Source organism: Alienimonas sp. DA493 (assembly GCF_043951915.1).
GTDB lineage: Bacteria > Planctomycetota > Planctomycetia > Planctomycetales > Planctomycetaceae > Alienimonas.
The window spans coordinates 1-4,823 of record NZ_JBINJD010000248.1 but is presented as its reverse complement, the minus strand read 5'-3'; the positions used below and the strand labels follow the sequence as shown (position 1 = coordinate 4,823).

The window sequence follows — 4,823 nt, the reverse complement described above, 5'->3', positions numbered from 1 at the left end:
CCCGCCGGTCCGGGCGGCGGCGAAGGTCTTCGCGTCTTCCAGGATCGCCCCGTCGTTCCACCAGACCGACGGGCTGGAGGCCAGATAGGTCCGAAACGTTCCCGGCCGCGAAAGCAGCGCGTGCAGGACGAACAGCCCGCCGTAGGAGTGCCCGAACAGCGCTTGCCGGTCGCGGTCGACGCGGTATTCCCGCTCGATTCGCGGTTTGAGGTCGTCTTCGATGAACGATAGGAGGGCGTCCGCCCCGCCGCTGGGCGAGCCGTCGGGGGCGGCGCCGCCGGGCGGCGTGAGGTCGAGGGTGCGGCGGGTCTGATGCGTCGCCCGGTCGGTTTCGGGATAGCCGACGCCGACGAGCAACACGTCGTTCGGTCCGCGCGTGCTGGCCCGGACCGCCGCCAGCAGCGCCGGCAGGTTGCGGTTGGCGTCGGTGAAGTAGACGACCGGCGAGCCGGCCGCCCCGACCTCCCCGGAGGGGGAGACGACGAAAATCCGATAGACCCGCCCGGCGGCGGACCGCAGGTCGAACTGCCGGGCGTTCGGCAGCGTGACCGACCCGCCGGCCGATGCGGCGGGTTCGTGTCCGGTCGGGCGTTCGGGGTTCGCGGGGCACGAACACGCGGGTGACGGCCCCGCCCCGGCCGAGGCGGCGAGTAACAGCAGGGTCGCGGCGTGGTTCATGGAATAACGGTCAACAAGAGACGGTTCGACGGGCACCCGGTTCCCGCGGGCCCTGATCCCTCAAGCGCCGTCCCAGCCGGGACGGGGCCGGGCGAGCGGCGCCGATCAGAACGCGTCGTCGATCACCTCGCCGCCGCGACGGGTCCAGATCGCGTGCCAGGAGTCGCGATCGATCGTCTCGGAGACGAACTGCACGCTGCCGTCCATCATGCAGGCGTTCACCCCGCCGGAGTGCCAGCTGCGGGCCGCGGTGACCTTGGAGGAGCCGGAGGTCAGGTCCGGGACTTCGTGATTGGGCGTGAACCGGCCGTTGAGCAGCGGGCCGTTGGGCACGCTGCCCCGCAACCAATAATTCTGGCGACTGCCGTCCCAACCCTCGATCGAGGACTCGATCGCCGCGGCGCCGCCGGACTCCCCCGCCGCCGCCAGCGCCTCCAGGTCGGTCCCTCGGGGGAACGTCGCCCGGAAGACCATTGGGTCCTGGAGCGGCGTGGCCGCGGCGGGGCCGGCGTTCGCCCCGGGGCCGATCGTGCTTTCGGTGAAAACCAGCGTGTGCGTCATGCCGTCGCGAACGGCGTTGAACTTCAGCGACGCCCCCACCCAGCACAGCCCGTCGTTGGGCGTCCCGCGGCCCGGGTGAAAGTTCCCGTCCAGGCCGCTGCCGGAGTTCATCGCGTAATTGCTGCCGGCGACGGGGATCGCGTCGCCGGACGCCGGCAACGTCAGGGCGTGTACCGGGGTTTCGCCGTCGCTGGGGCACAGGAAGGTGGCGACCGGCTTCTCCGCCGCCTCACGCAGTTCTTCCGGCAGGTCGGCCATCGCGGGGTGACCCATGTAAACCCGGTAGTCCACCAGGTTTTCGAGGTTCGCCTGATCCAGGTAGGGCAGCAGCTTCGCGAGCGGCGAAAAATCGCTCGGGTAGCCGTTGGGGTAGGGGAAGCCGTTGTTGGGGATCGCCTCCTGATAGGTGGAGGCGTAGTTGTGCAGGGCCAGCCCGATCTGCTTGAGGTTGTTCTTGCACTGGGCCCGCCGGGCCGCCTCCCGGGCCTGCTGGACGGCCGGCAGCAGCAGGGAGACGAGGATCGCGATGATCGCGATCACCACCAGCAGTTCGATCAGCGTGAACCCCGACCGGCGACGCCGACGGGCAACGGAGACGGGGCGCGAAAGCGGAGCGGCGGGCACGGGTCAACCAGGAGGGAGTTCGGAAACAAGCTCTGCTGGCTACACGCCCGAAGGGCATCGCTCGCTGGCTCACGCGGCCGGCGGGGGTTCGCCTCGCGTTGTTGAGATCGCATCTCAACGGTGTCGGGTGTTATTTGCAACCTACCCTGCGACAATCCGGCTCCGCTGTTGCATGCGGACTGAGCGGCGGCGCCCCGTACATTCCGAGGAGCGTCAAACCGTGGCGTCGCCACATGGCGCGAGGACTTGGCCGCCGCTGATCGGGCCGGCGAGTCCCGACAGCCGACCCGTCTCTGAGCGGGCGTCGGTCCGGGCCGTCGGCGCCCCGATCAGCTCGATCCGGCCGAGCCTGGTGGCCCCGGCGTCCTCCGCTGCCGGCCGCCGCCCGGCGGGGAGTTCCAAAGGCTTCCGACGGCTTTGCCCCGCTGTGGCGCCCGACGCCAACGGAGACTCCGAACCGTTCGTTTCGCCTCGTGCCGCCCCAGCACCGGTCGCCGGAACGACGTCACGGGGGAACCGGCCGGGGGTGAAGCGCCCGGCGGAATCCCGCCGTTCTCGAGGAAGCGGGCTTCCGCCTTTCCATAATCATTCCGGGGCGGCCGGAGGGCCGCCCCGGGGAGCGTTGTTTCTTGAGCGTTCGTCTCCGTCATGGTGAAGGAGAGATTGCCGGGGATGCTCCGCTCGCTTCCGCCCGTGCGATCGTGCTTTGTGAGGTCCTCCCCGCCGTTCGCCGCGGTCGCTCCTGGGGGCTAAAAACGAAGAGGTCCGCCCCGCCCGTTCCCGGGCGGGGCGGGTTCTCATCGGCGGCCAAGGTCAGTCGCCCGCTCTTCGCTTCAGCACGTCGATCGCGGCGCTCGCCTGCCGCTTGGTGAGGACCTCGGCGGTCGTGACGCCGAACCGATCCTCCAGTTCGGCGGCGAGCTCCACGCCGGCCCGGCGGGCGAACGCGTGCAACGCCCGCACCTGCTTCTCCGTGCAGGGCAACGCCCCGCGGCCGTCGGTCGCCCGGCCGTTCCCGGACAAACCGTTCGCCGCGGGGCGGCCGTTCGAGGGCGGGCCGGGGAGACGTCCGCCGCCGTTGCGGCCGGTCGCCACGCCCAACTCGCCGTCGACCGTCTCGCGGATCACGCCGAAGATCCCGCGGACCTGACGCCGCAGGCGGTCGTGGTCCTTCAGCAGGTCCGCCGTGAGTTCCACCTCGACGTTCACCATGGCCCCCTTGGAGCCGTAGTCCGGCTGCCCCACCTTGCGGGACAGCCCCACGTTCAACTTCAACATGACGGTCTCCTTGCTGTGGGCGGGGGGCGGCGGGCTACGCGGTGAGCGAGCCGAGCCGCTTGAGGCTGCCGAGGGCGGAGGAGACCAGCCGGTCCCGCCGCTTCAGTTTGCGGAGGTCCGCGGCCAGCCCCTTCGCCTCCGCGGCGGCGTCGGCCAGCGTCGCCTGCAGGGCCGTCGCCCGGTCCAGCAGGGCCTCGGAGTCGGCGGCGGCGGGGTGGCCGTTGGCGGCGTGGCCGTTGGCGGCGTGGCCGTTGGCGGGGTGGCCGTTGGCGGCGTGGCCGTTCGTGGGGGCGGGGTCGGCGGGGGAGCCGTTCAGGCGGTTCGCGGGCATCGGCGTGGCGGGGCGTTTGGCGGGGGTGACAGCGGCCGCGGGAGCAGCGGACGCGGGGGCTTCGCCGGTCAGCCGCACGGCGTCCTTGGCCGGGACGGGATCGCCGGCCAGCGTGGCGAAGACCAGCGTGGTTCCGGGACGGCCGTCGCCGGCGGCGTCGCAGCGGACCGGCTCCTCGGGACCGTTCAGCACGATCTTTCTGCAGCCGGTTGCCAACGCTCTGGCGACGAACCGGCGGTCCGCCACGCAGATCGCCGTGCCTCTGACCTGGGAGGACGCCGTGACCAACTCCACCGGCGTGCCGCCCTCCTCCGCGGCCCGGATCAGGAACTTGTTGTCCTTCGCCTCCAGCGTGACCGGCTTTCGCCCGTCGCCCGCCCCGGGCAGGCTGGCGATCCGGTCGAGCAGAAACGCGGCGTCGGCCTCGCTGAGCGACACGGTCGTTTTGCCGTGCTGACTCGGCACGACCCGATCGAGGTCCGGGAACCGGGCGTCCCGGGCCTCCGGCGCCCAGAGCGTCCAGTCGCCGGCGGAGAGCACGACGAGCGGGACCTTGGGGCCATCCGTCACCCTCGCGATCCGCACCTCCGCGTCCTTCAACGGCGAACGGCCGAGGGCGTGCGGGGCCGGCAGCAGCACGGGTTCTTCGAAGCCGAACGTGAAGCCGCGGGCGATCAGCAGGCAGTGACTGTCGGTCGCTTCGATCCGGCCGGCGTGCGGGTCCAGCCGCACGCAGCCGAGGGCGTCGCGGGTCGACTCGGCGTCGGTCACGGCGACCGCCTGCCGCAGGGCTGCGGCGAAGCCGGGGCCGGGGTCGCGGAAAGCCTCGACTGCCGGCACGTCGAACTTGGCCGCCCGGCCGCGGTCGGCCTTCTCGAGCGTGCCGCGGGCGCTGCGGGGCATACCCCGCTCGTCCCAGCTGGCGACGACGGCCTCGCCGCCGTCGGCCTCGGACAGCTGCACGTCGCCGCTCTTCGCGGCGCCGGCGTCGGCCAGCAGCTCGAACGGCAGGACGAGATCGCCCAGCGGCCGGTCGCCGGGGATCGCCAGGCTGACGCCCCGGCCGTCCGGGGCGATCGCCGTGAGGCGGGCGCCGCCGTCTTCGGCGGCGTCGACGCGGACCGGCGGGCCGTCGTCGCGGGCCTTCAGCCCGAGGTGTTTCTTCAGCGCCGTGCGGAACGCATGCAGCGTTCGCCGGGGCAGGATGATCGGGGGCATGGGGCCCTCTCGTGTTCGGGGTGATCGAATGAGGAAATGGCCGGCGACGGGGATCAGCCCGCCGCCGGTCGTGGGCGTCGCCGCCTTCGACTCAGTGGAAGGCGACGCGGCCTTTGCCGCAGCGGGCCAGGTC

The 4,823-nt window shown here is 72.2% G+C and carries 4 protein-coding genes; all 4 read right to left on the bottom strand.

What is annotated here, in order from left to right:
• Positions 1 to 678 (bottom strand): alpha/beta hydrolase (locus tag ACG2DA_RS21710; protein ID WP_395258634.1); only part of this gene is annotated, 678 nt, incomplete at its 3' end.
• A gap of 105 nt (positions 679 to 783) precedes the next feature.
• Positions 784 to 1,863, bottom strand: a complete 1,080-nt coding sequence (locus tag ACG2DA_RS21705) for a DUF1559 domain-containing protein (protein WP_395258632.1) — start codon at positions 1,861 to 1,863, stop codon at positions 784 to 786.
• Between the two features lie 813 nt (positions 1,864 to 2,676).
• A complete protein-coding gene (locus ACG2DA_RS21700; protein ID WP_395258630.1) occupies positions 2,677 to 3,141 on the bottom strand; it encodes a hypothetical protein in 465 nt (154 codons plus the stop codon).
• Positions 3,142 to 3,175: 34 nt separating this feature from the next.
• On the bottom strand, positions 3,176 to 4,690 hold the full coding sequence (locus tag ACG2DA_RS21695; protein ID WP_395258628.1) for a hypothetical protein: 1,515 nt from the start codon (positions 4,688 to 4,690) through the stop codon (positions 3,176 to 3,178).
• Positions 4,691 to 4,823: the final 133 nt, after the last annotated feature.

Excerpts from the sequence above, each read along its gene's own strand:
- ACG2DA_RS21700 (WP_395258630.1), bottom strand. The coding sequence starts at position 3,141 with ATGTTGAAGTTGAACGTGGGGCTGTCCCGCAAGGTGGGGCAGCCGGAC.
- ACG2DA_RS21695 (WP_395258628.1), bottom strand. The coding sequence starts at position 4,690 with ATGCCCCCGATCATCCTGCCCCGGCGAACGCTGCATGCGTTCCGCACG.